This is a genomic window from Paenirhodobacter hankyongi (assembly GCF_003664585.1).
In the GTDB taxonomy this organism is placed as follows: Bacteria; Pseudomonadota; Alphaproteobacteria; order Rhodobacterales; family Rhodobacteraceae; genus Rhodobacter; species Rhodobacter hankyongi.
In genome coordinates this window covers 141,503-165,702 of record NZ_RCHI01000001.1, presented here as the reverse complement: position 1 = coordinate 165,702, position 24,200 = coordinate 141,503, and the positions used below count along the sequence as shown (strand labels likewise).

The window sequence follows — 24,200 nt, the reverse complement described above, 5'->3', positions numbered from 1 at the left end:
AGGAGCCTAACGGGATTTTCAGGACCGGATAGCGTGACGCGAAGTCAGCGCCGCCGCGTCACTTGCGCAGGCTGCCGCCGGTGGCCTTGGCCACCTTGTCGACGATCTTGGCGGACACCGCCTCGATCTCGGCATCGGTCAGGGTCTTGTCCTTCGGCTGCAGCCGGACGGCGAGCGCGATCGACTTCTTGCCCGCCCCCATCTGCTCTTCCGCCTTCGGGCCGGTGAAGGCGTCGAAGACCGAGACTGCCTCGATCAGCGCCTTGTCGGCGCCAAGCGCCGCGTTCACCGCCGTCATCGCCTCGACCGAGGCATCGACGACGAAGGCGAAGTCGCGCTCGACCGCGTGCAGATCGTGCAGGACAAGGGCCGGACGGGTCGGCGTTTTCGCCTTCGGGAAGGGAATGTTGGCCAGACGGATGGTGAAGGCCACCGCCGCCCCCTTCACCCCCATCTCGCGCAGCACGCGGGGGTGGACCTCGCCGAAGGTGGCCAGAACGTTCGGACCAAGCGCGATGTTGCCCGCGCGGCCCGGATGCCACCAGGCGTCGAGCTTGCGGTTGATCTGCACCCGTGCCGGCGCGCCGATCGCGGCCAGCACCGCCTCGACATCGGCCTTGGCGTCATAGACGTCGACCGGCCGGCGCGAGCCCCAGGGGTCGCGGGCGGCGCGCGCGCCGACCAGAAGCCCGGTCGCCTGCGTCACCTGATCGCCCGGCTCGCCGCCGATGAAGGCGGGGCCGACCTCGAAGAGTGCCAGATCGGCGAAGCCGCGCGCCTGGTTGCGCGCCGCCGCCGCCAGCAGGCCCGGCAGCAGGTCGGGACGCATATGCGTCATTTCCGAGCTGATCGGGTTCTCGATCCGCATCGCTTCCGAACCGCCGCCGAACATCGCCGCGGCCGCGCCGTCGATGAAGCTGTAGGTGACGCATTCGTTGTAGCCGAGCGCCGCGACCGTGCGCCGCGCGGTCTTCTCGCGCACCTGCGCGGGGGTCAGGATCGGCCCCGGCACGCCGGTCGTCTCGCGCGGCATCGGCTTGCCCACCAGCTTCGAGAGCGAGGCGACGCGCGCCACTTCCTCGACCAGATCGGCCTCGCCCTGCACATCGGGGCGCCAGCTCGGCGGGGCGGCCATGTCGCCTTCGAAGGTGAAGCCGAGCGCCTCGAGCGTGCGGCGCTGTTCCGCCTCGGGGATCTCCATGCCGACCAGCGAGATCACCCGCGCCGGGTCGAGCCGGTAGGCGCGCGAGGTGTCTGGCACCGCACCGTCGACGACCACCTCCGAGGCCTCGCCGCCGCACAGGTCAAGCACCATCTGCGTCGCGAGTTCGAGGCCCGGCAGGGTGAATTCGGGGTCCACGCCGCGCTCGAAGCGATAGCGCGCGTCCGAGGTGATCTTCAGCGCGCGGCCGGTGGCGGCGATGGTGATCGGGTCCCAATAGGCGCTTTCAAGGAAGACATCGACGGTCTCCTCGGTGCAGCCCGAGAGCTCGCCGCCCATGATGCCGGCAAGGCTTTCCGGCCCCTTGTCGTCGACGATCACCATCTGGCCCGGGGCCAGGGTATAGGTCTTGCCGTCAAGCGCCAGCAGCTCTTCGCCGCCCTGGGCCGGGATGATCCGCACCTTGCCCTGCACCTTCGCCGCGTCGAAGACGTGCAGCGGGCGGTTCAGGTCATAGGTGAAGAAGTTGGTGATATCGACCAGCGTCGAGATCGGCCGCAGCCCGATCGCGATCAGCCGCGCCTGCAGCCAGGCCGGGCTCGGCCCGTTCTTCACGCCGCGGATCAGGCGGCCGGCAAAGACCGGGCAGCCCTTTTCCTTCAGCCCCGCGTCGATCTCGACCGCGACCGGGCAGGCAAAGCCGCCGGGCACCGCCTCGACCACCAGCGGCTTCAGCACGCCAAGCCCGCGCGCCGCAAGGTCGCGCGCCACGCCACGCACGCCAAGCGCATCGGGGCGGTTCGGGGTGATCTTGATGTGGAACATCGGGTCGACCGCCGCCGGACGGTTCTCGGCCAGCCAGTCGGTGAACTTGCAGCCGACCTCGGAATTCAGGCTGTCCTCGGGCAGCTCGATGATGCCGTTATGCTCGTCCGAAAGCTCCAGCTCGCGCTCCGAGCACATCATGCCGGCGCTTTCGACACCGCGGATCTTGCCGATGCCGAGGGTGACATCGAGGCCCGGCACATAGTCGCCCGGTTTCGCCAGCACGACGGTGATCCCCGCCCGCGCGTTCGGCGCTCCGCAGACGATGGTCTTCTCGCCCTCGTCGGTCAGCACCTGGCAGACGCGCAGCTTGTCGGCGTCGGGGTGCTTCTCGGCCTTCAGCACCTTGGCGATGGTGAAGGGGGCAAGTTTCGCGGCCGGGTTCACGACCTCCTCGACCTCGAGCCCGAGGTCGGTGAGCGCCTCGGCGATCTCGTCCACGGTGGCCGAGGTCTCGAGGTGGTCTTTCAGCCAGGAGAGGGTGAATTTCATTTTTTCGGCTCGCCTTGATTTTCGGATTGAACTGCCTGCTCAATCTTGAGTTCAGTGTCAGGACTATACTTCTTCACCAGGGTATCGAGGGCAACAATGAACATCATTCCGAAGGAAAAACCCTGCAACGCCCACATCCAATGACTTCGTGGGCGCTTATAGGGAAGCAACCCTGACAGGTTTTTGCTGATAGGGATTCCCTTGTGAAAAACCCCCACCAGTTTGTAGGCAGGGACTCCATAAAGGAACATCTCAACCGAAGAATTTCCGCCAATTGCGGGAATCTCTAAGTGGGTCTTTTGATCTGCCGTTACCATCTTCTTGATAGTGGTTGAGGGACTAAGATCGATCGAGGTTGGATCTCCATTCAACAACAGAGATACCGTTTCTGAAGGTCCTGCTCCCTCATTCCTTATCTTTATCTTTACAGCCTCCCGCGAAGTTCTGAGATCGGCACGATATTGATCTATAAGGTCAGGCTTAAAGCGCGCACTGTCTTGAAGCCTCGCCGCATAAAAAACGTCGAACGAGTCCGCGTGGATTCTTTGCTCTGGAGCTGAAAAATCCGCCAAAACAAACCAATCCAATTGGGGCTTCTTTTCCAGCCGATCCGAAATCGCTTTGAAGACCAAGCGCCCGAGCACAGCCACGATCACGGCTGTGAGTATACCGAGCCCCCAGTTTACAAAGTCGAAGTTCACTTACTCAGCCCCCCGAACACCGTCGGCAGATCGAGCGGGGCGAAGCCGTAGTGCTTCAGCCAGCGCAGGTCGCTCTCGAAGAAGGCGCGCAGGTCGGGGATGCCGTATTTCAGCATCGCGATGCGGTCGATGCCCATGCCGAAGGCAAAGCCCTGCCATTCGTTCGGGTCGATCCCGCCCGCGGCCAGAACCTTCGGCTGCATCATCCCCGAGCCGAGGATCTCAAGCCAGCTGTCGCCCTCGCCGATCTTCAGCTGACCGCCTTCCCACGAGCAGCGGATGTCGACCTCGGCCGAGGGTTCGGTGAAGGGGAAATGCGAGGCGCGGAAGCGCAGCTCGACATTCGGCACCTCGAAGAAGGCCTTGCAGAATTCCTCGAGCGTCCATTTCAGGTTCGCCATCGAGATGTCGCGGCCGATCGCCATGCCCTCGACCTGATGGAACATCGGCGCGTGGGTCTGGTCCATGTCCATGCGATAGACGCGGCCCGGCGCGATCACGCGAATGGGCGCGCCCTTCGCCTCCATCGCGCGGATCTGCACCGGCGAGGTATGGGTGCGCAGCACATGCGGCGGGCGCGCATCGGCCGGGTCGCGCGCCATGAAGAAGGTGTCGAACTCCTGCCGGGCCGGATGCTCGGGCGGGATGTTCAGCGCGTCGAAATTGTACCAGTCGCTTTCGATCTGCGGCCCCTCGGCGACGTCGAAGCCCATGTCGGCGAAGATCGCCGTGACCTCGTCCATCACCTGGCTGACCGGGTGGATCGTGCCCGCGGGCCGCGGCCGGCCGGGCAGCGTCACGTCAAGCCATTCGGCCGCCAGCCGGGCATCGAGCGCGGCATCGGCGAGCGCCGCCTTCTTCGCCCGCAGCGCGGCGTCGATCTCGGATTTCAGCACGTTCAGCGCGGCGCCGGTGGTCTGCCGCTCCTCGGGGCTCATCTGCCCGAGTTCGCGCATCTTCAGGCTGATCTCGCCCTTCTTGCCAAGCGCGGCAAGCCGCAGCTCTTCGAGGGCGGCCTCGTCGCCGGCCTGCGCAATGCCCCCGAGATATTTCGCCTTGAGCTCGTCGAGCGCGTTCATCTGTTCTCTCCTGGCTGGTCGGAGCCCGTGCTAAGCGTGCTCCGGCCCGATTTCAAGCGCGTGAAACGAAAAACCCCGCGCTCGGCGAAGCGCCGGCGCGGGGTTCGAAATGCAATCCCGAAATCGGGAGATTACGCAGCCGCGGCAGCCTTCGCCTGTTCGACGATGGCACCAAAGGCTTCCGGCTCGTGGATGGCGAGATCGGCGAGGACCTTGCGGTCGACCTCGATGCCGGCCTTGGCGAGCAGGTTGATGAAGCGCGAGTAGGTCATCTCGGCATCGAACGCGCGCACGGCGGCGTTGATGCGCTGGATCCACAGCGCGCGGAAGTTGCGCTTGCGCTGCTTGCGGTCACGGGTGGCGTACTGGTTCGCCTTGTCGACCGCCTGGGTCGCCGTGCGGAAGTTGCGCGAACGGGCCGAGTAATAGCCCTTGGCCTTGTTCAGGACCTTCTTGTGCGAGGCGTGGGTGACCTTGCCGGATTTGACGCGGGACATTGTTCAGGCCTCCGTTCAGCGGTTGTAGGGCATGTATTTCTTGACGATCTTCGCGTCCGAGTCGGACAGGATCATCGTGCCCGCGCTGTCGCGGATGAACTTGGTCGTGCGCTTGATCATGCCGTGGCGCTTGCCGGCGGCGCCAGCAATGACCTTGCCGGTCGCGGTGAATTTGAACCGCTTCTTGGCAGCGGATTTGGTCTTCATCTTGGGCATTTCCGTCTCCTCTAGTCGAGAGTGAACGCGCGACTCGGCATGCCTCAACGGCCGGCCGCACGGTGGTCAGGGGGCGGCTGATAGGACCTTGCCGCCGGTTTGGCAAGAGCAAATCCGCCGGTTTCGGCCCGGGGCTCCGGGTTCAGTGCAGCAGCCGCGCCGCCACCCGGGCAAAGGCCGCGGGGATCTGTGCGGGGCTGTAGCCGCCGGGTCGCTGCAGCACCGCCGCCGCGACCAGCACCGCGCCGAGTGCCAGCGCCACGGCCGCCGCGCGCGGCGGCCTGCCCTCGGAAAAGGCCGAGAAACCGGCGGGAATGGCGAAGGCCGCGACCAGCAGCCCTCCCACCAGCAGAACGTCACTGTCGATCATCGCGCCCCCCCGCAGCCGCCTGCGGATCAGGCTATTCCGGGTCGGTGCGGAAGATCAACCGCTCGTCGCAGGGCGCGACGCGCAGGATGTTGGTCGTGCCCTGCACGTTGAAGGGCACCCCCGCGATCACCACGATCTGGTTGCTCTCGTCGGCAAAGCCATAGTCGCGCGCCGCGCGGGCGGCGTTGACGACGGCCATCTTGAAGCGCTCGACCTCCTCGCAGCGCACCGCATGCACGCCCCAGAACAGGCACAGCTTGCGCAGCGTCGCCGGCAGCGGCGACAGCGCGATGATCGGCACCCGCGGCCGTTCGCGCGCGCTGAGCGACACCGTCTTGCCCGATTGCGTATAGCAGCAGATCGCCGAGATGTCGGTGGCCTCGGCGATCTCGCGCGCCGCCGCCACGATGCCGTCGGCGATGGTCTGGCGCGCGACCAGCCGCGAGGCCTCGATCACCTCGCGATAGGTCGGGTCGCTCTCGACCGAGCGGGCCACTGCGTTCATCGTCGACACCGCCTCGACCGGATAGCGGCCGGCGGCGGATTCGGCGCTCAGCATGATCGCGTCGGCGCCCTCGTAGATCGCCGTCGCCACGTCCGAGACCTCGGCGCGGGTGGGCATCGGGCTTTCGATCATGCTTTCCAGCATCTGCGTCGCGACGATCACCGGCTTGGCCGCGGCGCGGCACTTGCGCACCAGCCGCTTCTGGATCGGCGGCACCGCCTCGACCGGCAGCTCGACGCCAAGATCGCCGCGCGCCACCATGATCCCGTCCGAGACCTTGAGGATCTCGTCGAAGGCCTTCTCGGCCGCGGGCTTCTCGATCTTCGAGAGCACCGCGGCGCGGCCCCTGGCGAGCGTGCGCGCCTCGATCACGTCCTCGGGGCGCTGCACGAAGCTGAGCGCCAGCCAGTCGACGCCAAGCGCGCAGGCGAATTCCAGGTCCTTGCGGTCCTTGTCGGAGAGCGCCGCGAGCGGCAGCACCACGTCGGGCACGTTCACGCCCTTGCGGTTCGAGATCGTGCCGCCGACCGTCACCGTGCAGTCGGCGAAATCGGCGCCGCAGGCCTCGACCCGCATCCGGATCTTGCCGTCGTTCACCAGAAGGCGCGTGCCGGGCACCAGCGCCGCGAAGATCTCGGGATGCGGCAGACAGACGCGGTGGCCGTCGCCCTCGGTCGGGTCGAGGTCGAAGCGGAAGCGCTCGCCCTCCTCCAGATCGGCGGCGCCGGCAGCAAAGGTGCCGACGCGCAGCTTCGGCCCCTGCAGGTCGGCCAGCACCGCGACCGGGCGGCCGGTGTCGGCCTCGATCTGGCGGATGATGTCGAAGCGGGCGCGCTGCTCGTCATGCGTGCCGTGGCTCATGTTCAGCCGGAACACGTCGGCTCCCGCCTCGAACAGCGCGCGAATGGTCTTGTAATCAGAAGATGCGGGGCCAAGCGTTGCCACGATCTTGACGTTGCGAAGGCGTCTCATCCGTCCTCGATCCTGTTGTTTCAGTCGGTTGGCGGGCCGCGCCCAGCTATGGAACAAAAACCGGCAGGGGGCAACTGGCCCTGCCCGCCGCGCTGGCGTAAACCTGTCGTGACCGAAAGAGACGACGAACACATGACGCATCCTGCCTACGAGATCATCGGCGCCGAAAGACCTGCGCGCTGGCTTGTCACCGTGGATCACGCCACGAACCGCGTGCCCGCCTGGGTGAACGGCGGCGCCCTCGGCATCGCGGCCGCCGACATGGCACGCCATATCGCCTGGGACGTGGGCGCGCTCGGCCTCGGGCAGGCGCTGGCCGAGCGGCTGGATGCCCCGCTCATCCACAGCGATTTCTCGCGCCTGGTGATCGACCCGAACCGCGGTGAGGATGACCCGACGCTGGTAATGCAGCTGTACGATGGCACGATCATCCCGGCGAACCGCGCGATTTCGGATGCGGCCGTCGAGGAACGCCTCGCCCGCCTGCACCGGCCCTATCACGCCGCGCTCGAAACGCTGGCCGCGCGTCGGCCCGACACGGTGATCTGCGCGATCCACTCCTTCACCCCGCAACTGCGCGGCCATGCGCCGCGGCCGTGGCAGGTGGGGGTGCTGTCCTCGCACAAGGACCGCCGGCTTGCCGTGCCGCTGATCGCGGCGCTCGCGGCCGAGGGGATCTGCGTGGGCGACAACGAGCCCTATGCCGGCCATCTCGACGGCGATTCGATCGACCGCCATGCGCTGGCCCCGGGCCGGCCGAACGTGCTGATCGAGCTGCGCAACGACCTGATCGCCGAGGCCGGGGGCCAGCAGGCCTGGGCCGAGCGCCTTGCCCCGGTGCTCAGCCGGGTTCTGGCCGAAAGCGGCCTCTGAACCGCAGGCCCGGAAACAATCCCGTCGCACAGCCCGCATTGTGCGGAATGACGCCGCGATTTTACGGCTTTTTCATCAACTTTTCTTGACCTCACCGCCACTCCGGGGACATTGAAGACAATTCTTTGATTCTGCTGAGGTATTTCGTCATGGAAATGTTGTGGCTCTTTGCGCTTCTGCCGCTCGGTCTTGCCGGGGCCGCGTTCAGCGGGGTCGGCGGTGAGACTGACGAGGACCAGAACGAGCCCCAGCACGATCAGCGCCTGACCGGCACCTCGGGCCCCGACATGCTGACCGGCGGCGCAGGCGATGACACGATCCTGGGCGGCGGCGGCAATGACCGCGACGCCTCGGGCATCGATGCGGACATCTTCGACGGGATCACCTCGCTCGACGACATGACCGGCGCGCTGCACGATGCCGGCGTCTTCGGCCTTGATGGTGGCGCGGGCGATGACAGCCTGAACGGCGGCACCGGCCGCGATGCGCTGATCGGCGGGAGGGGCGACGACACGCTCGCGGGCAACGTCGGCAACGACCTGCTGGCCGACGATTCGGGTCACGACACACTGCGTGGCGGTTCGAATGACGACCTGCTGATCGCGCTCGACACCTTGGCAGGCGCGGCCGACCTGCTCGAGGGCGGCATGGGCGACGACGTGATGCTTGGCGACGATGGCGACACGATGACCGGCGGCGAGGGCGAGGACGGTTTAGGAATCGTCTGGAACCCGGGCGACGCCCCGGTCACGATCACCGACTTCAGCAACGACAGTGACATGGTCGAGGTCGTGGTCGACGGCTTCCGCCCCGGTCACGACAGCTTCCAGATGGACAGCCTCGAGGGCGGCGTCGGCCTCTACGTCAACGACGCGCTGGTCGGCACGCTCGAGGGCGCGACGCTCGAGGATCTGCACACCGGCGACTCGATCTTCCTGACCGATACCGCGACCGGCTACCGGTATGGGGTCTCGGACATGACAAAGGCCGCCGACGCGGTGGACAGCACGGACGCCGCCGGCACCGAAGGCCACGAGATCCCCGGCACCAATGGCGCCGACGAGCTTGACGCCGGCAACGCCGGCGACACGCTCCTTGGCTTTGCCGGGCCCGATAGGCTGACCGGCGGTCGGGGCGACGACGTCCTTTCGGGCGGCAACGGCTTCGACCAGCTCGCCGGCAACAACGGCGACGACACGCTGACAGGCGGCATGGGCGACGACACGCTGGGGGGCGGCGCGGGGCATGACAGCCTGCACGGCGGCTCGGGCGACGACAGCCTGATGGGCGGCGGCGGGCGCGACACGCTGATCGGCTGGGATGGCAACGACGTGCTGGCAGGCGGCGCGGGCGACGACAGCCTGAGCGGTGGCACCGGCGCCGATGCGCTCTCGGGCGGCACCGGCAACGACACGCTGTTCGGCAACGCGGGCAATGACAGCGATTTCTCGGCGCTCGAGTCCGAGGCGATCGACGGCATCACCTCGCCCGACGAGATCACCGGCGCACTGCGCGAGGCCGGCGTCTTCGGTCTTGATGGCGGCGCGGGCGACGACAGCCTGAACGGCGGCGTCGGCAGCGATGCGCTGATCGGCGGCGCGGGCAATGACACGCTTGCGGGTAATGTCGGCAACGATCTGCTCGCCGACGATGCCGGCCAGGACGTGCTGCTGGGCGGTTCGGGCACCGATACGCTGATCGCGCTCGACCCCCTGGCGGGCGCCGCAGACCGGCTTGACGGCGGTGCGGGGAACGACCTGCTGCTTGGCGACGACGGCGACACGATGACCGGCGGCAACGGCGACGACGCTTTCGGCATCGTCTGGGCCCCGGGCGACGCCCCGGTCACGATCAGCGATTTCAACACCAACGACCTGATCGAGGTGGTGGTCGACGGCTTCGACCCGGCGCAGGACAGCTTCCAGATGGACAGCATCAAGGGCGGCGTCGGGCTGTTCGTGAACGACACGCTGGTCGCGCGGCTGGCCGACTGCACGCTCGACACGCTGGGCGATGGCACCACCATCTCGGTGCTCGACCCGGCGAGCGGCGCCGGCTACGCGGTCTCGGTCGCGGCACCGGCGAACGGCTGACGGGGGACCGGCGCGCACGAATGTCTTGCATGCGCGCGCGCCAGCCGGCAGGCTGAAGCAAAGCCCGGAGGCCCGGATGGTCCTGCTTCTCCTCCTGTTCATCGCCCTTGGCGGCGCGCTTGCCCTGCTGGCCTGGGCCGAGCTCGCCCCGTCCCGACGCGCACAGGAGCAGGCGCCCGCGCCCCCTCCCCCGGCCCGGAACGCGCTCCCGGCAGAGGCGGCCGACGCGCCGCCGCCCGAGGACGCCCATGACACGGTTCTGGCCCGGGTCGCGGCCGGGCTTGCACCGGCCGAGGCCGAGGCGGACGACACCGACGCCACCCTGACCCGCGTGCGCGGCTTCGCCCCGGGCGACCTGCTCGAGCTCGAGCTCGACATCCCCATCCCCGCCCCGGAGGAGATCCGCTTCGAACAGGCGGGCCCGCACACCCGGGTGCTGATCGCGGGCGCGCCGGTGCTGCTGATCGAGGACACCGTGGCCGCACGCCTGACCCCGGAAATCTTCCGTTTCCGAAGCAATGCCTGAAACGAAAAGGCCCCGACCGAAGCCGGGGCCCTGATCGGCGCCGTGCGGGGAAAGATCAGATCCCGACCTTGCGGCTTTCCTCGATGTAGATCTCGCGCAGGCGCTTCGACACCCGGCCCGGGGTGCCGTCGCCAAGGCTGACGCCATCCACTTCGACAATCGGCATCACGAAGGACGAGGCCGAGGTGTAGAAGGCCTCGTCGGCCGCCTGCGCCTCTTCGATGGTGAAGGGGCGTTCCTCGATCTCCAGCTGCGCCTCGCGCGCCATCTTCAGCACCGAGCCGCGGGTGATCCCGTGCAGGATGTCGTTCGACAGGTTGCGGGTGATGATCTTGTTGCCCTTGACGATGTAGCAGTTGTTCGACGAGCCCTCGGTGACGAAGCCGTCCTCGACGAACCAGGCGTCATCCTTGCCGGCCTTCTCGGCCGCCATCTTCGCCATCGAGGCCCAAAGGAGCTGCACGGTCTTGATGTCGCGGCGGTGCCAGCGCAGGTCCGGAACCGAGATCACCTTGATGCCGGTCAGCGCATGCGGGTCATTCGCCAGGCCCGGCTTCGACTGGGTGTACAGCACCACGGTCGCGGGCGTGCCGGCCGGCGGGAAGTGGAAGTCGCGATCGCCCGCGTTGCCGCGCGTCACCTGCAGATAGACGCCGCCGTCGGTGACGCCGTTCAGCTCGACCAGCTTGCGGTGGATCGCCAGCCATTCCTCGCGGCTGATGTCACAGGTCATCTCGAGCTCGCGCAGCGAGCGCTCGAGGCGGGTCATGTGGCCCTCGAACTCGATCAGCTTGCCATCGAGGACGCAGGTCACCTCGTAGACGGCGTCGCCCATGACGAAACCACGGTCGAAGATCGAGACCATGGCCTCTTCCTCGGGCAGATACTGGCCATTCAGATAGACGGTGCGGCTCATGCAGATCTCCTTCTCAGCCCCACAGGCCCGGTTCGGGCGGGAAAACGCGGCCTGCGTCGTAACACAGCGGCGTGTCGCGGTCTTCGGCCAGAAGCAGCGGCCCGTCAAGGTCAACAACCTCCGCGCCCTGCGCAACCAGCACCGCGGGCGCCATCGCGAGACTCGATCCGACCATGCAGCCGACCATCACCCGATAGCCCTCGGCACGGGCCAGATCGCGCAGCGCCAGCGCCTCGGTCAGACCGCCGGTCTTGTCGAGCTTGATGTTGATCATGTCATACTTGCCCTTGAGGTGGGCAAGGCTCGCGCGGTCATGACAGCTTTCATCGGCACAGACCGGCACCGGGCGGGCAAGCCCGATCAGGTCTTCATCGGCGGCCGCCGGCAGCGGCTGTTCGACCAGCGCGACGCCAAGGCGCACGAGATGCGGCGCGAGATCGGCATAGACCTCGGCGCTCCAGCCCTCGTTCGCGTCGACGATGATCGTCGAGGCGGGCGCGCCCGCCCGCACGGCTTCAAGCCGCGGCATGTCGTCGGGGGTGCCAAGCTTGATCTTCAGCAGCGGCCGCGCGGCATTCCTTGCCGCCGCCGCCCGCATCCGTTCGGGCGTGTCGAGCGAGAGCGTATAGGCGGTGGTCTGCGGCCCGGGCGCGGCAAGGCCCGCCAGCTCCCACACCCGCTTGCCCGCGGCCTTCGCCTCGAGATCCCACAGCGCACAGTCGACGGCATTGCGCGCGGCCCCCGGCGGCAGCGCCTCTTGCAGCTCGGCGCGGGTGATCGCGGCCGGAAGCGTCGCGATCTGCGCGGTCACCGTCTCAAGGCTTTCGCCATAGCGCGCATAGGGCACGCATTCGCCCCAGCCGGTCACGCCATTGCGCTCGATCCGCACCGTCAGCACCTTCGCCTCGGTGCGGCTGCCGCGCGAGATGGTGAAGACCTCGGCCAGGCGGAACACATCCGCGGTCACGGAAATCATCCCGTCCCCCCTTTTCTTGGCAAGAATAGTCCCGCCGAGGGCATCCCCCCGGCGGGTGTCACCGTCTCAGATCGCGGCGAGCGCGTCCACGAGCTTTTCCGCACCGAAGCGGAAGGGGTCGGTGGCGGGCAGGCCCATCTCGGCCTCGAGCCTGGCGAGATAGGCCTTCGCCTCGTCCTCGGCCATGTGCTGGGTGTTGACCGAGATGCCGACGACCACGCAGGCCGGGTTCGCCACGCGGGCGAGCGTCAGCGCCACGTCGCGCAGCGCCTCGAGCGAGGGCAGAGTGTAGCCCGGCAGGCCGCGCATGTGGGGCCGCGTCGGCTCGTGGCACAGCACCAGCGCGTCGGGCTGGCCGCCATGCACCAGCGCCATGGTCACGCCGGAATAGCTGACGTGGAACAGGCTGCCCTGCCCCTCGATCAGGTCCCAGTGCTCGGCGTCATTGTCGGGGGTCAGATATTCGACCGAGCCCGCCATGAAATCGGCGATCACCGCGTCAAGCGGCACGCCGTCGCCGGTGATGAGAATCCCGGTCTGGCCGGTGGCGCGGAAATCGGCCGCCATGCCGCGGGCGCGCATCTCCTTCTCGATGCAGAGCGCGGTGTACATCTTGCCGACCGAGCAGTCGGTGCCGACGGCCAGCATGCGCTTGCCCGTGCGCTTCACGCCATTCGCGATCGGATAGGCGACCGAGGGCACGCGCACGTCATGCAGGGTGCGGCCGCAGGCCTGCGCCACGGCAACAAGCTCGGGCTCGTCGCGCAGCAGGTTGTGCAGCCCCGACGCCAGATCGAAGCCCTCTTCCAGCGCCGCGACCAGAACCTTCTTCCACGCGGGCGAGATGATGCCGCCGCGGTTCGCCACGCCGATCACCAGCGTCCTGCAGCCGGCGGCCTTCGCCGTCGCGAGGTTCATGTCCGGCAGGCCCATGTCGGCCTTGCAGCCCTCCATCCGGTACTGGCCCACGGCGAATTCCGGGCGCCAGTCCTTGATGCCCTGCGCGACCTTCGCGGCCAGCTGGTCGGGCGCGTCGCCCAGGAAAAGAAGATAGGGGGTCTCGATCTGCGCCATGGGTTCCTCGGCCGTGCTGATGGGGTGTTTGGCGAAAGATTACCGCGGCCGCACCGGATTTCCTGAGAAACATGCGCCGCGATCGCACAGGACATCGCAGAATCTTCGACACTTTCTGAGATTTGTCGAAGAAAGATGCAAGTTTTCTTTCTGCCATGAAATTCATCACCACGACGGGCGCGCGATTCTGCGATTGCGAAACAAGGCTTGCATGCGGATGCGCAAGATTATATCCCAACGGCAACAAAACTCGTAACATACTTGCCGAGAGGTGCCATGAGCTTCCGCGTCCAGCCGCCTGCCCCCGCCCGTCCCAACCGCTGCCAGCTTTTCGGACCCGGCTCGCGCCCGGCGATCTTCGAGAAGATGGCCAGCTCGGCCGCGGACGTGATCAACCTCGACCTAGAGGATTCGGTCGCCCCCGACGACAAGGCGCAGGCCCGGCGCAACATCATCGCCGCCTCGCATGACATCGACTGGGGCAGCAAGTATCTGTCGGTGCGGATCAACGGCCTCGACACCCCCTATTGGTATCGCGACGTCGTCGAGCTGCTGGAAGAGGGCTCCGAGCGCATCGACCAGATCATGATCCCGAAGGTGGGCTGCGCCGCCGACGTCTATGCCGTCGATGCGCTGGTCACCGCGATCGAAGCCGCGAAGGGCCGCAAGAAGCGGATCTCGCTCGAGGTCATCATCGAGACCGCCGCCGGCATCGCCCATGTCGAGGAAATCGCCGCCTCGAGCCCGCGCCTGCAGGCGATGAGCCTGGGCGCCGCCGACTTCGCCGCCTCGATGGGGATGGCCACGACCGGCATCGGCGGCACGCAGGAAAACTACTACATGATCCGCGAGGGCGCGAAATACTGGTCGGACCCGTGGCACTGGGCGCAGACCGCGATCGTCGCCGCCTGCCGCACCCATGGCATCCTGCCGGTCGACGGCCCGTTCGGCGATTTCTCGGACGACGAGGGCTTCCGCGCGCAGGCGCTGCGCTCGGCCACGCTCGGCATGGTCGGCAAATGGGCGATCCATCCGAAGCAGGTCGCGCTGGCCAACGAGGTCTTCACGCCGTCGGAGGCCGCAGTCGCCGAAGCGCGCGAAATCCTTGCCGCGATGGAGAAGGCCAAGGCCGAGGGCGCCGGCGCCACCGTCTACAAGGGCCGTCTTGTCGATATTGCTTCGATCCGGCAGGCGGAAGTTATTGTCAGACAGTCCGAAATGATGAAAGGTTGAGCACTATGAAAACGATTCGCCCAGGCGAATCGGTCTGGATCCCGGAGCGGTGGGGAGGGGAGGCCCCGCCTGCATGAGGGAAACAGGGGCGCCCCGATCCAAGGATCGGGGCGTTTTCCTTTTCCGCCCCCTCAGACCAGCGGCAGCCGCACCTCGGTCAGCAGGTCGGCCGGCGCGGTGTCGCGCGGATCGTTCAGATAGACCTCGTAGGGCGCCGGGCCGGCCGCCACCTCGCCCGAGGCGGCAAGCCAGTCCTCGATGAACCCGCGCCCGGCCTCGGGCAGCTGATCGCAGGGGCCACGCAGCAGCATGACCGCGTATCGTCCCGCAGGATAACGGATTTCCTCGAACGGCGGGCGCAGCGCGAAGGCCTCGGTGACCAGCACGCAGGCATGGGCACGCAGGTCGGCCTCGGCGGTGCGGCGCGGATTGTCGTGCCCAACCGCCGCCGCGCGGCGCACCTGCGCCCAGTCCCCGGGGCCGAGCAGCTCGCGCAGCCGCTCGAAGCTGGTGCCCAGCTTGCGATAGTCGCCGCGGTGCAGCACCCCCGCCAGCCGCGCCGCGCCAAGTTCCCGAACCGAAATCTCGTGGCCCATCGGATCCGCTCCTTCACCCGTGCCGGATCCTCCCCGGTCCAGCATGCCACCGTGCAGGCGCTCCGTCACCTTCCCGCCGCGTCAGTTGCAATTCCCGCGCCGCGCCGGCATATAGTCGGCAGCACTGACGGAGGGTTTCGATGGCCACCTATCTCGAGTTCGAAAAGCCGCTCGCGGAAATCGAGGGCAAGGCGGAGGAGCTGCGGGCACTGGCGCGCGCCAACGAGGAGATGGATGTCGAGAAGGAGGCCGCCGCGCTCGACAAGAAGGCGGCGCAGCTGCTCAAGGACCTCTACAAGGATCTGAGCCCCTGGCGGAAGACCCAGGTCGCGCGCCATCCCGACCGGCCGCATTGCAAGGATTACATCGAGGCGCTGTTCACCGAATACACGCCGCTCGCCGGCGACCGGAACTTCGCCGACGACCACGCGATCATGGGCGGGCTTGCCCGCTTCAACGACGCGCCGGTGATGGTGATCGGCCACGAGAAGGGCCATGACACCGCAAGCCGGATCGAGCGCAACTTCGGCATGGCCCGCCCCGAGGGCTATCGCAAGGCAATCCGCCTGATGGACATGGCCGACCGCTTCCGGCTGCCGGTCATCACCCTCGTCGACACCCCCGGCGCCTATCCGGGCAAGGGCGCGGAAGAGCGCGGCCAAGCCGAGGCGATCGCCCGCTCGACCGAGAAATGCCTGCAGATCGGCGTGCCGCTGGTCTCGGTCATCATCGGCGAGGGCGGTTCGGGCGGCGCGGTGGCCTTCGCCACGGCGAACCGGATCGCGATGCTCGAGCATTCCGTCTATTCGGTGATCTCGCCCGAGGGCTGCGCCTCGATCCTGTGGAAGGATGCCGAGAAGATGCGCGAGGCCGCCGAGGCGCTGCGCCTGACCGCGCAGGATCTGAAGAAGCTTGCGGTGATCGACCGGATCATCAAGGAGCCGCTTGGCGGGGCACAGCGCGACCGCGCCGCGACCATCGCCTCGGTCGGTTCGGAGATCGCGCTGATGCTCGACGAGATGAAGGGCAAGAAGCCGGCCGAGCTGATCAAGGACCGCCGCCGGAAGTTCCTCGACATGGGCTCGAAGGGCCTCGCCGCGTGAACCCCTGGATCACCCTTGCCATCGCCGGGCTGCTCGAGGTGGTCTGGGCGGTCGGGCTGAAATACTCTGAGGGCTTCACCCGGCTGGTGCCCTCGGTGGTCACCGTGGTGACGGTGGTGATCAGCTTCCTGATGCTGGCGAATGCGATGCGCGCGCTGCCGGTCGGCACCGCCTATGCGGTCTGGAGCGGCATCGGCGCGCTTGGCACGATGATCTATGCCGCGATGTTCTTCACCGAACCGCTGAACCTGATGCACGGGCTGGGCGTGGTGCTGATCGTCGCCGGCATCGCCGCGCTGAAGATCGCCTGAGCCGTCTAGGTCCGGCGCCTCAGCGCCGGCCCGCGTCCTTCGCGACGAACCCCGCCTCGGCCATCAGCGCATCCGACGTGCCCTCGACCTCGGCCTCGATGCGCTCCATCAGCGGGTGCAGCTGCATCCCCGGCGCGATCGCCGGCAGATATTCGACGACGCCCACGCCCGAGCGGATCGGGAAGCCGCGCTTCGACCAGAACAGCCCGACATTGGTCGCCACCGGCACCACCGGCAGCCCCGTCGCCTCGTAGAGCGCGCCGATGCCCGGCTTGTAGCGCCGCTTCTCGCCCGGCTTCACCCGCGTGCCCTCGGGGTAGACGATGAGCTGACCGAGCCCCTCGCCCTGCTGCCGCGCCGTCACTTCCGACAGCATCACCTTCATCGCCTCCGATCCCTTCGAGCGGTCGATCGGGATGCAGCCCGCCTTCCAGGCGAACCAGCCCATCACCGGCACGCGCAGGATCTGCTTCTTCATGATGAAGGCACGCTCGGGCGCGTGGCGGGCAATGATCAGGATATCGAAGAAGCTCTGATGCTTGGCGCCGATGATGCAGTCCCCCACGGGCGGCTCTCCGCGGATCTCGTAGCTCAGGCCAAGATCGACCTTCGCCGCCCACAGAAGCGCATGGCTCCAGACCGAGGCGACGCGGTGCACGCCGCTGCGGCCGAACCACGGCACCTGGAAGATCACCCCCCACAGGCCGAGAACCAGCGTCACCAGCGCGATGTGGATGTAGAAGAAGACCGAGCGCAGATAGGTGAACCAGGTCACCTTGCCCGGGCGCATCTTGTCTGCCGGCACCATCAGCGCACCTCCTTCAGCATGCGGAAGGCCGCGTGGCGGGTCGCGCCAAAGGCCACAAGGGCTGCCAGCGGCGGGATGAACAGCGGCCAGAGCCAGCCCCAGCCGGTGAAGCCGAGCCCCGTGAGGAAGCCGCCGGCCTCGTCCGTGGCGGGCAGCAGCGCGATGGCGATCATCGCGACCACGGTGCCCGCGGCGGCGCCGGTCAGCCCGCGCAGGGTGAAGCGGCGCACGAAGGCCTGGGCGATGAAGGCGTCGCGCGCGCCGACCAGCCGGAGCGTGCGGATCACCTGCCCGTTCGCGGCAAGCGCCGCCTGCGCGGCAAGGGTGATCATCCCCGCCATCGCCCCGCCGATCAGGATCATCGACAGCCAGCCGAGGAACCGCAGCCGGCCGGCGGCCGCAACCAGCGGCCGGCGCCAGCGCGTGTGGTCATCGAGCACCGCCCCGGGCGCCTCGGCCGCAAGCCGCAGCCGCAGCCCCTCGGTGTCCATGCCCTGCGCGGTCTCGGTCAGCTCGACCAGCTTCGGCAGCGGCAGGCTGTCGACCGGCAGGTCGGGCCCGAACCACGGATCGAGCAGCTTCTTCATCTCGGCGTCGTCGAGGGCGCGATAGCTCTCGACCCCGGGCGTCGTCGACAATGCGTCGAGCACCGCCTTGGTCTGCGCCTCGATCTGCTCGGGCGGGGCCGAGATCCGGATCGTGGCCGAGCGCGCCAGCGCCTCGGACCAGCGATCTGCGAGCCGGCCGGAGGCGAGCGACAGCGCCAGCGCGAAGACGGCGAGGAAGGCCATCGCCGCCGAGGTCAGCACGGTCAGGTTGGCCGTGTGCCCCGAGGGCGGCACGACGCGGTCGGTGGCGCTCATGTCGGCGCGGAACATCGTCAGTCGCATCATCACAGATCCGCCCCCGCCAGATGCAACCGCCGGTTCGCGATCCGCAGCACCCGGGCCGAGACCTGCGCCTTCGCCTGACGGATCAGGTTCAGGTCATGGGTGGCGATCACCACGGTCTTGCCCATCCGGTTCAGCTCGACCAGCAGCGACAGCAGGCGCAGCGACATCTCCCAGTCGAGGTTGCCGGTCGGTTCGTCGGCGATGATCACCTCGGGCGACATCATCACCGCGCGGGCCAGTGCCGCGCGCTGACGCTCGCCGCCCGAGAGCTGCGGCGGCAGCGCACCGGCCTGCGCCCGCAGCCCGACCCAGCTCAGCAGCTCGCGCAGCTCGGCCCCGTCGACCGAGCGCCCGGTCACCGTCAGCGGCAGCGCCACGTTCTCGGCCACCGGCAGGTGGTCGAGGAACTGGCAGTCCTGATGCACCACGCCGATCTTCTGCCGGACATGGGCGATGTCGTCGCGCGTCATCGTGCGCACGTCCTGCCCGAACAGGTTCAGATAGCCCGCCGAGGGCAGCATCTCGGCATAGCACAGCTTGAGAAAGCTGGTCTTGCCCGCCCCGGACGGGCCGGTGAGGAAATGGAACGATCCGGGCACCAGCTTCAGCGTCATCTCGGCGACGAGCTCGCTCCCGCCGTAGCCCATGGCGACATTTTGCAGCTCGATCACTGCACGGCCCCTTCATCTGGTGGCACCGGGACGGAATTGTCCTCGGAACGCAAACCCTTGGATATTGATCACGCGCTTGCTACAACATGTACAGAAGAATTGCCAGAATGGCTTGTGACAGCGGGATGGGAGCGGGCATGCGGCTGATCTGCCCGAATTGCGGCGCACAATATGAGGTCGACGACGCGGTGATCCCGGAGGCCGGGCGCGACGTTCAATGTTCCGCCTGCGGGCAGCTGTGGTTCCAGAAGAGCCGCACCATGCTCGAGGCCGAGGAGGACGGGACGCCCGAGGCTCTCGCCGCTCCGGAGGGGTGGGAGATCCCCGAAGAGGACATGCCCGAGGCGCCGGCAGAGGCCGCGCCCGAGGCGGTTGGCGCGGACGCGCCGCCTGCCGGGCCGGAAGACGAAGAGCCCGAGGATCCCGAAGACGCGGCGCTGGCCGAAGCACTGGCCGAGATCGCCGCAGAGGAGGCGCCTGCGGAGGTTGTGCAGGCGGAAGAGGCCATCGCAGAGCCCTCCCCGGCGTCCGCGCCTGCCCCCGCGCCCGCAGCCGAGCCCGCGGCCCCGCCGCAGCGCCGCACGCTCGATGACAGCCTGCTTGCGATCCTGCGAGAAGAAGCCGAGCGCGAGGCCCGCGCCCGCCGCGCCGAGGGCACGGCCGCGCCCCTCGAGACGCAGGAAGAGATGAACCTCGAGCCGCCGCCCACGGCCGCGGCGAGCCGTGCCGCCGCCAAGCTCGCGGCCATCGCCGCCGCGCCCTCGGCGCGCACCGTGCCCGATTTCAGCGACCTGTCCACCTCCGAGGAAGCGCTCGAAGAAGAACGCTTCGCCGATCTGAACGAGCGCGAGGATGCCCCCGCAGGCGGTGCCCCGCGCGGCCGCGGCCGGCTGCCGGATATCGAGCAGATCAACTCGACCCTGCGGGCGAGCGCCGACCGCGCCGGCGAGGCCGCGGCGCATGACACGCCGCAAGTGCTCGCGCGGCAACGCTCGGGCTTCCGGCTCGGCTTCACGCTGGTGATGGGGGCCGCCGTGGTGCTGGCCGCGCTTTACGGCCTTGCGCCCCGGCTTGGCGCCGCGGTGCCGCCGCTTGCCCCCGCGCTCCGCGCCTATGTCGGCGCGGTGAACGAGGGGCGGGTCTGGCTCGATGGCCAGCTGCGCGGCGTGATCGAGACCCTGCAGCCGCACACCAAAGGCTGAGCGCGCCGGCCCGGCCCGCTCAGAACCGGTCGAGCAGCCGTTTCAGATAATCGCGCTCGTCCTCGGGCCGCAGCCGTTCGCCCGAGCGGCGGCGGATCTCGTCGAGCAGATCCTGCGCGCGGCGGCGCACGTCCTCGCCCGAGAGCAGGTCCTGATTGCTGGTGATCCGCCCGCCCTCGCCCGTCGTCCGGCCGAGCGGGTCGCGCGGCAGCTCGCGCGCGCCATTGCCGCCCGTCGCATCGCCCATCCGCTGTTCGCCCTCGGCGCCCTGCCCCGGCGTGCCGCGGCCCTGCTCCTCGGCCATCGCCTGACCAAGGTTGCGCATGCCCTCGCGCAGCGCCTCGATCGCGTCGGCCTGCCGGTCGAGCGCGGCGCCGTTCTCCCCCTGCCGCAGCGCCTGCTCGGCGCGGTCCATCGAGCGCCCCGCCTCTTCGAGGCGCTGGCGCGCGGCATCGCCCGCCTCGGCGCCAAGCCGCGGCATCAGCCCGCGCTGGCGGTCAAGCTCGCGGCGCAGCGCGCGCTGCCGGTCGGCCAGGCTCTGCCCGCCATCCGTGGCTCCCTGCCCGTCGGGCACGGCCTCGTTGCCCATGCCGTCCTGCCCGGCCCCCGGCGGCTGCTGCATCTGCCGGAAGGCGTCATCGGACAGCTTCTGCTGCTCGCGCAGGGTCTCGCCCAGGTCCTTCATCGACTGGCTGCCGGGGCCGTCGCCCTGCCCGCCCTGGCCCTGCGTGACCTTCAGGTTCTGCATCATCCGGGCGAGCTGATCGAGCAGCTCCTGCGCCTCGGCCATGCGCCCCTCTTCCATCAGCTTCTGGATCGCGTCCATCATCTGCTGGATCTGGTCGCCGGTAATCTGCTGGCTCGGCCCCTGCTGGCCGAATTGCGGGCCCTGCTCCTTTTGCGCGTCGCGCTCGGCCAGCATCTTCAGGTAATTGTCGGTCGCCTCCTTCAGCTCCTGCATCAGCTTGGCGATCTCGTCCTTCGAGGCGCCGTTGCGCATCGCCTCGCTCAGCCGCTGCTGCGCCTGCTCCATCGCGGCCAGCGCATCCGAAAGCCCGCCATCCTCGAGCAGCTCGGCCATCTGCCACAGCATCGCCGCCACCTCGTCGCGCACCTCGGGCGTCAGCCCCGGCACCTCGACCCGCCGCGCGGCCAGCCGCAGCGTCGGCGCCATGTCGGCCTTCGGGAACAGCCCCTCGGGGCGGTTGGTGATCGCGCGCAGGATCTCGGCGGTGCGCGGGCCGTTCTCGCGCGACCACAGCAGATCGCGGCGCGCCTCGATCAGCGCCGCGGCGCGCGGGTCGAAGAAGCGCCGGCCGGGCAGCACCAGATGCTGCACCCCGGTGTCACCCATCTGCCCGCGGCCATCCGTCACCGACAGGCTCAGCGTCACCGGCAGGTTCGCCCAGGGGTGCTCGGCCGCATCCTCGACCAGCGCCTCGGAGAAATCGGCGCGCGAGCCCGAGATCGGCATCGGCAGGTCATAGACCAGATCCGGCCGCGGCTCGGGCGCGACGCTCAGCCCATAGCGGCGGTCGACCGCCTCCAGATCAAGGGTGATCCGCGCCTCGCCGGCGGTCACGGCGTAATCGTCAAGCGCGTGGAAGGGCTGCGAGAGCTTGCCGTCGGCGCGCCGTTCCGCCTGCCCCACCAGCACCACCGAGGGCGCCGCGTCGGGCAAAAGCGTGACGATGAAATCGCGCCCGCCGGTGCCGCCCAGATGGATGCGCCCCGAGCGCACCGCCTCGAAATCGCGGCGCTGCGGATCGGCGGCGGCATCGGGCGCGGCGGCGGGGTTCGAGACGCTTTCCTCGAAGGGCACCGGCGCGCCGTAGAAGCGGAAGGAAAAGCGCGTGCCCTCGGGCAGCGCCACCGCGTCATGTTCCAGCTTGTTGAGGTAGAGCCCGGGCTTGCCGGTATAGCGCGGCGGCTCGGCCCAGCCTTCCCAGCTCGGCCCCATCGCCGCCTCGGCGCCGCCCGGCGTGCCGGGGCGGGCGCCGGGTTCGAAGAGCGCCAGTGGCGCACCGAAGATCAGCGCCATCACCGCGGCGCTCAGCGCCGCGATGCGCAGCGCGAAAGGGTCGCGGGGGGCAAGGTCGGGCGCGGGCGGCACCGGACGGGCACCCGCCGCGGCACGTGCGCTGCGGTCGAGATGCGCCTGCCAGAGCGCAGCGCTTGCCGGGTCGGTCTGGCCAAGCGCCATCGCATCGGTGAGCGCGGTGAGCGGCCGGCCCGGCAGCGTCGCGTCAAGCCGGGCGATCGCCTCGGCCCGTGTCGGCCAGCGAAAGCGCCACAGGCCGGCGCCGAGCGCGGCGATCAGCGCAAGGCCAAAGATCCCCGCCGCGATGCGCCCGCCACCGGGCGGCAGCAGCGCGGGCAGGCGGAAGGCGAGCGCGGTAAAGGCCAGTGCCAGCAGCGACAGCGCCGGCCAGAACGCCCGCAGACCCCGCTCCAGCGCCAGCCCCGCCCGGGTCAGCGCAATCGGGCGGGCCAGCGCCGCGATCGGCGCTGTGGGGGCGGAACGGGGGCGTCGCTGCATCTTGCCTTTCCGGCCCCGGGCAAAGGTGCCTAGAGCCACTCGGGGATGCTATCGCGGGCGAGCATTTCCTCAAAGCTCGGACGCGCACGAATGACAGCGAAGTGATCCCCCTGCACCAGAACCTCGGGGATCAGCGGCCGCGAATTGTATTCCGAGGCCATCACCGCGCCATAGGCCCCGGCCGAGCGGAAGGCGATCAGATCGCCCGGCGCGAGCGGCGTCAGGGCGCGGGCGCGGGCGAAGGTGTCGCCGGTCTCGCACACCGGGCCGACCACGTCGAAGGGGGTGGCGGGGGTGCCGGGCGCGGGCTCGACCACCGGCACGATGTCGTGCCAGGCGCCATACATCGAAGGCCGCACCAGGTCGTTCATCGCGGCGTCGACGATCAGGAACTTGCGCCCCTCGCCTTCCTTCACATAGATCACGTCCGAGACGAGCAGCCCGGCATTGCCCGAGATCAGCCGGCCCGGCTCGATCTCGATCTCGCAGCCGAGATCGCCGAGCACGTCCTTGACCACACCGACATATTCGACCGGCAAGGGCGGCGCCTCGTTCGAGCGGGTGTAGGGGATGCCGAGACCACCGCCCAGATCGAGCCGGCGGATATCATGGCCGTCGGCGCGCAGGTCCAGCGTCAGCTCGCGCACCTTGCGGAAGGCCGCCTCGAACGGGCCGAGCTCGGTCAGCTGGCTGCCGATATGCACATCGACACCGATCACGTCGAGGCCCGGCAGGCTGGCCGCCAGCGCATAGACGGCACGCGCCTTGGCGATCGGGATGCCGAACTTGTTCTCCGACTTGCCGGTGGCGATCTTCTCGTGGGTATGGGCGTCGACATCGGGGTTCACCCGCAGCGCGACGGGCGCGGTGACGCCCAGCCCGGCGGCGATTTCGGAAATCGCCAAGAGCTCGGGCTCGCTCTCGACGTTGAACTGGCGGATGCCGCCGGTCAGCGCGAGGTGGATCTCGTCCCGGGTCTTGCCGATACCCGAAAAGACGATGCGGTCGCCCGGCACGCCCGCGGCCTTCGCCCGGCGATACTCGCCGCCCGAGACCACATCCATGCCCGCGCCCAGATCGCCCAGAAGCTTGAGCACCGCAAGGTTCGAGTTCGACTTGATCGCGAAGCAGACGAGATGCGGCGTGTCGCCGAACGCCTCGTCGAACAGGTGGAAGTGCCGCGTCAGCGTCGCGGCGGAATAGACATAGAAGGGCGTGCCGACCGCCGCGGCGATCTCGGGGATCGCGACATCCTCGGCGTGAAGCACCCCGTTGCGGTAGAGAAAATGGTCCATTGCGCCCTCGTTCCGGTTTCGCCCCGTTTAACGCGAAGCGCCCCGCGGGAAAAGCCAACTATTGTGTCGGGAACAGGGCGCGCGGGCCTCAGAACCCCGCGCCGAGACCGAACGGGCCCAGATGGGTGCCGACGAAACCGCGGCCGGCGCCGGTCACGCCAACCCGGACCGGGCCGAGGCCGCCCGAGACCACGCCGCTTGTCTGCCCGTCGGGGCCGACACGGACCCCGGCACGCGGGGCACAGCCGGCAAGACACACCGCGAGCAGAAGA

23 protein-coding genes are annotated in these 24,200 nt (G+C 68.6%); 7 read left to right on the top strand and 16 right to left on the bottom strand.

Annotated features, from left to right (window positions below; genetic code table 11):
- Positions 1 to 58: 58 nt before the first annotated feature.
- The 7 genes from pheT to pyk form a co-directional block, all read right to left on the bottom strand.
- The gene (gene pheT / locus DYS74_RS00745; RefSeq protein WP_121530250.1) at positions 59 to 2,479 is read right to left on the bottom strand and encodes a phenylalanine--tRNA ligase subunit beta; all 2,421 of its coding nucleotides are present in this window, start codon (positions 2,477 to 2,479) and stop codon (positions 59 to 61) included.
- Positions 2,476 to 3,180 (bottom strand): hypothetical protein, encoded by a 705-nt coding sequence (locus DYS74_RS18435; protein WP_147435428.1) that lies wholly within the window; start codon positions 3,178 to 3,180, stop codon positions 2,476 to 2,478. Before DYS74_RS18435 ends, pheT begins: the two co-directional genes overlap by 4 nt.
- Positions 3,177 to 4,259, bottom strand: a complete 1,083-nt coding sequence (gene pheS / locus DYS74_RS00740) for a phenylalanine--tRNA ligase subunit alpha (RefSeq protein WP_121530249.1) — start codon at positions 4,257 to 4,259, stop codon at positions 3,177 to 3,179. The genes DYS74_RS18435 and pheS overlap by 4 nt, the downstream gene beginning before the upstream one ends.
- Before the next feature lie 131 nt (positions 4,260 to 4,390).
- Positions 4,391 to 4,756 (bottom strand): 50S ribosomal protein L20, encoded by a 366-nt coding sequence (gene rplT, locus DYS74_RS00735; RefSeq protein ID WP_113899239.1) that lies wholly within the window; start codon positions 4,754 to 4,756, stop codon positions 4,391 to 4,393.
- Positions 4,757 to 4,771: 15 nt separating this feature from the next.
- Entirely contained in the window at positions 4,772 to 4,972 is a 201-nt protein-coding gene (rpmI, locus tag DYS74_RS00730; protein ID WP_121530248.1) for a 50S ribosomal protein L35, read from the bottom strand.
- A 142-nt stretch (positions 4,973 to 5,114) separates the two neighbouring features.
- Complete coding sequence (locus DYS74_RS00725; RefSeq protein WP_121530247.1) at positions 5,115 to 5,342, bottom strand: hypothetical protein; 228 nt, start codon at positions 5,340 to 5,342, stop codon at positions 5,115 to 5,117.
- 31 nt (positions 5,343 to 5,373) lie between these two features.
- A complete protein-coding gene (gene pyk, locus DYS74_RS00720) occupies positions 5,374 to 6,819 on the bottom strand; it encodes a pyruvate kinase (RefSeq protein ID WP_121530246.1) in 1,446 nt (481 codons plus the stop codon).
- Positions 6,820 to 6,951: 132 nt separating this feature from the next.
- Here pyk and DYS74_RS00715 point away from each other — a divergent pair, with 132 nt between their 5' ends.
- From DYS74_RS00715 to DYS74_RS00705, 3 genes are all read left to right on the top strand, one after another.
- Positions 6,952 to 7,692, top strand: a complete 741-nt coding sequence (locus tag DYS74_RS00715) for an N-formylglutamate amidohydrolase (RefSeq protein ID WP_121530245.1) — start codon at positions 6,952 to 6,954, stop codon at positions 7,690 to 7,692.
- Positions 7,693 to 7,841: 149 nt separating this feature from the next.
- On the top strand, positions 7,842 to 9,785 hold the full coding sequence (locus tag DYS74_RS19015) for a calcium-binding protein (protein ID WP_121530244.1): 1,944 nt from the start codon (positions 7,842 to 7,844) through the stop codon (positions 9,783 to 9,785).
- Positions 9,786 to 9,861: 76 nt separating this feature from the next.
- Positions 9,862 to 10,311: a hypothetical protein gene (locus DYS74_RS00705; protein ID WP_121530243.1), complete on the top strand. Its 450-nt coding sequence runs from the start codon at positions 9,862 to 9,864 to the stop codon at positions 10,309 to 10,311.
- 55 nt (positions 10,312 to 10,366) lie between these two features.
- Here DYS74_RS00705 and DYS74_RS00700 read toward each other — a convergent pair whose 3' ends face one another.
- The 3 genes from DYS74_RS00700 to dgcN all read right to left on the bottom strand — a co-directional run bounded on the left by DYS74_RS00700 (position 10,367) and on the right by dgcN (position 13,277).
- Positions 10,367 to 11,227 carry a D-amino-acid transaminase gene (locus DYS74_RS00700; protein WP_121530242.1) on the bottom strand — a complete coding sequence of 287 codons (861 nt, stop codon included), beginning with the start codon at positions 11,225 to 11,227 and terminating at the stop codon, positions 10,367 to 10,369.
- A gap of 13 nt (positions 11,228 to 11,240) precedes the next feature.
- Positions 11,241 to 12,203 (bottom strand): N-acetyl-D-Glu racemase DgcA, encoded by a 963-nt coding sequence (gene dgcA / locus DYS74_RS00695; protein WP_121530241.1) that lies wholly within the window; start codon positions 12,201 to 12,203, stop codon positions 11,241 to 11,243.
- A 66-nt stretch (positions 12,204 to 12,269) separates the two neighbouring features.
- Positions 12,270 to 13,277, bottom strand: coding sequence for an N-acetyltransferase DgcN (gene dgcN, locus DYS74_RS00690; protein ID WP_121530240.1), 1,008 nt, complete (start codon positions 13,275 to 13,277; stop codon positions 12,270 to 12,272).
- A gap of 276 nt (positions 13,278 to 13,553) precedes the next feature.
- Here dgcN and DYS74_RS00685 point away from each other — a divergent pair, with 276 nt between their 5' ends.
- On the top strand, positions 13,554 to 14,510 hold the full coding sequence (locus DYS74_RS00685; RefSeq protein ID WP_121530239.1) for an L-malyl-CoA/beta-methylmalyl-CoA lyase: 957 nt from the start codon (positions 13,554 to 13,556) through the stop codon (positions 14,508 to 14,510).
- A 131-nt stretch (positions 14,511 to 14,641) separates the two neighbouring features.
- Here DYS74_RS00685 and DYS74_RS00680 read toward each other — a convergent pair whose 3' ends face one another.
- Positions 14,642 to 15,106 carry an AraC family transcriptional regulator gene (locus tag DYS74_RS00680; protein WP_183077420.1) on the bottom strand — a complete coding sequence of 155 codons (465 nt, stop codon included), beginning with the start codon at positions 15,104 to 15,106 and terminating at the stop codon, positions 14,642 to 14,644.
- Between the two features lie 140 nt (positions 15,107 to 15,246).
- On the opposite strand from DYS74_RS00680, the gene DYS74_RS00675 reads away from it, so the two are divergent.
- Positions 15,247 to 16,209 carry an acetyl-CoA carboxylase carboxyltransferase subunit alpha gene (locus DYS74_RS00675; RefSeq protein ID WP_121530237.1) on the top strand — a complete coding sequence of 321 codons (963 nt, stop codon included), beginning with the start codon at positions 15,247 to 15,249 and terminating at the stop codon, positions 16,207 to 16,209.
- Positions 16,206 to 16,520 (top strand): DMT family transporter, encoded by a 315-nt coding sequence (locus tag DYS74_RS00670; protein ID WP_121530236.1) that lies wholly within the window; start codon positions 16,206 to 16,208, stop codon positions 16,518 to 16,520. The genes DYS74_RS00675 and DYS74_RS00670 overlap by 4 nt, the downstream gene beginning before the upstream one ends.
- Positions 16,521 to 16,539: 19 nt before the next feature.
- On the opposite strand, the gene DYS74_RS00665 is transcribed toward DYS74_RS00670, so the two are convergent.
- Genes DYS74_RS00665 through DYS74_RS00655 form a run of 3 tightly spaced genes read right to left on the bottom strand, consistent with a single transcriptional unit; the run spans position 16,540 to position 18,892 of the window.
- Positions 16,540 to 17,328 (bottom strand): lysophospholipid acyltransferase family protein, encoded by a 789-nt coding sequence (locus tag DYS74_RS00665; protein WP_245965154.1) that lies wholly within the window; start codon positions 17,326 to 17,328, stop codon positions 16,540 to 16,542.
- Entirely contained in the window at positions 17,328 to 18,221 is an 894-nt protein-coding gene (locus DYS74_RS00660; protein ID WP_183077419.1) for a cell division protein FtsX, read from the bottom strand. The genes DYS74_RS00665 and DYS74_RS00660 overlap by 1 nt, the downstream gene beginning before the upstream one ends.
- Positions 18,221 to 18,892 (bottom strand): cell division ATP-binding protein FtsE, encoded by a 672-nt coding sequence (locus DYS74_RS00655; RefSeq protein WP_121530235.1) that lies wholly within the window; start codon positions 18,890 to 18,892, stop codon positions 18,221 to 18,223. The genes DYS74_RS00660 and DYS74_RS00655 overlap by 1 nt, the downstream gene beginning before the upstream one ends.
- 107 nt (positions 18,893 to 18,999) lie before the next feature.
- Here DYS74_RS00655 and DYS74_RS00650 point away from each other — a divergent pair, with 107 nt between their 5' ends.
- Complete coding sequence (locus DYS74_RS00650; RefSeq protein ID WP_183077418.1) at positions 19,000 to 20,094, top strand: zinc-ribbon domain-containing protein; 1,095 nt, start codon at positions 19,000 to 19,002, stop codon at positions 20,092 to 20,094.
- A 19-nt stretch (positions 20,095 to 20,113) separates the two neighbouring features.
- Here DYS74_RS00650 and DYS74_RS00645 read toward each other — a convergent pair whose 3' ends face one another.
- Complete coding sequence (locus DYS74_RS00645) at positions 20,114 to 22,633, bottom strand: DUF4175 domain-containing protein (protein WP_121530233.1); 2,520 nt, start codon at positions 22,631 to 22,633, stop codon at positions 20,114 to 20,116.
- A gap of 29 nt (positions 22,634 to 22,662) precedes the next feature.
- The gene (lysA, locus tag DYS74_RS00640) at positions 22,663 to 23,928 is read right to left on the bottom strand and encodes a diaminopimelate decarboxylase (protein WP_121530232.1); all 1,266 of its coding nucleotides are present in this window, start codon (positions 23,926 to 23,928) and stop codon (positions 22,663 to 22,665) included.
- Between the last annotated feature and the right edge of the window lie 272 nt (positions 23,929 to 24,200).